This is a genomic window from Streptomyces sp. DvalAA-14, from assembly GCF_900091855.1.
Lineage (GTDB): Bacteria > Actinomycetota > Actinomycetes > Streptomycetales > Streptomycetaceae > Actinacidiphila.
In genome coordinates, this window is record NZ_FMCH01000313.1 from 1 (window position 1) to 1,170 (window position 1,170).

The following is a 1,170-nucleotide window of genomic DNA, read 5'->3' on the forward strand; positions in this document are numbered from 1 at the left end:
CGCGGCCCCGCTCACCCGTGCCCCGGTGCGCCTACTTCAGGCCCGCGGTGGCGCAGGCCTTGGCGAACTCGGAGGTGCAGATCTGCGCCACCGTGTAGTAGTGGTACTTGTTCACGATGTCCCCGACGTTCGCGATCGTGAGCGAGGCGGCGGTCAGCAGCTTGGACGGGATCTCCTGCCCGGAGCCGCTCTTGGTGGTGGTGTCGGTCAGGGACTTGGCGTCCTTGCCGTTGAGCAGGTCCACCGCGATCTCGGCCGTGGTGTCGGCCTCCGGCTTGTAGTCCTTGAAGACCGTCGCCGTCTGGGTGCCCTGCAAGATCCGCTGGATGGCGTCCAGCTGGGCGTCCTGACCGGTCAGCGGCACCTTGATGCCCTGGCCGGCCAGGGCGGTGGCGGCGCCGCCGGCCATCGTGTCGTTGGCCGAGTAGACGCCGGCGATGTTCTTCGCGCCGAGCTGGGTGATCGCCGCGGTCACCTTCTGGTTGGCGACCGGCCCCTTCCACAGGCCGCTCTGCTCGTAGGCGATGTCCACCTTGCCGTCCAGGACCTCGTGGGCGCCCTGCTTGAACTGAGCCGCGTTCGGGTCCGCGTCGTCGCCGTTGATCATCACGATCTTCGCCTGCGGGGTGGCCTTCGCCCCCATGGCGTCCAGCAGCGCCCGGCCCTGCAGCTCGCCGACCTTCACGTTGTCGTAGGACACATAGGCCGACACCGGGCCCTCGGCGAGCCGGTCGTAGGAGACCACCTTGATGCCCTTGGACACCGCCGTCTGGACGGACGACTGGATGCCGGCCGCGTCCTGCGGGTCCACGATCAGCACCTTGGCACCCTTGGTTATCAGCGTGCTCACCTGCTGCGCCTGGGTCTCCGGCACCCCGGCGGCGTTGGCGTAGTCGACCGTGCAGTCGGCACACAGGCGCTTGATCGCGGCCTCGATCAGCGGCTTGTCGAACTGCTCGTACCGGGCGGTGACGGTATCGGGCAGCAGCAGACCGATCACCTTGCCCTTGCTCTTGCTGGAACCGTTGTCATTGTCCTTGCCGCCGCCGGTCTTCCCGCACGCGGCCACGGCGAACGCCATCGATACCACGGCCGTGCCTACGACTACTCGACGGGTCATCGTGTTCATAGAACGTCGCCTCCACGGACGGGGCCGCAACACCGCGGCCC

General features: G+C 68.0%; 1 protein-coding gene. It reads right to left on the reverse strand.

What is annotated here, in order from left to right:
• Nucleotides 1–31: 31 nt before the first annotated feature.
• Nucleotides 32–1,129 carry a substrate-binding domain-containing protein gene (locus GA0115240_RS15725; protein ID WP_093737300.1) on the reverse strand — a complete coding sequence of 366 codons (1,098 nt, stop codon included), beginning with the start codon at nt 1,127–1,129 and terminating at the stop codon, nt 32–34.
• Nucleotides 1,130–1,170: the final 41 nt, after the last annotated feature.

What these genes read in the sequence shown, in the direction of transcription:
- GA0115240_RS15725 (WP_093737300.1), bottom strand. Translation starts at nt 1,129, where the DNA reads ATGAACACGATGACCCGTCGAGTAGTCGTAGGCACGGCCGTGGTATCG.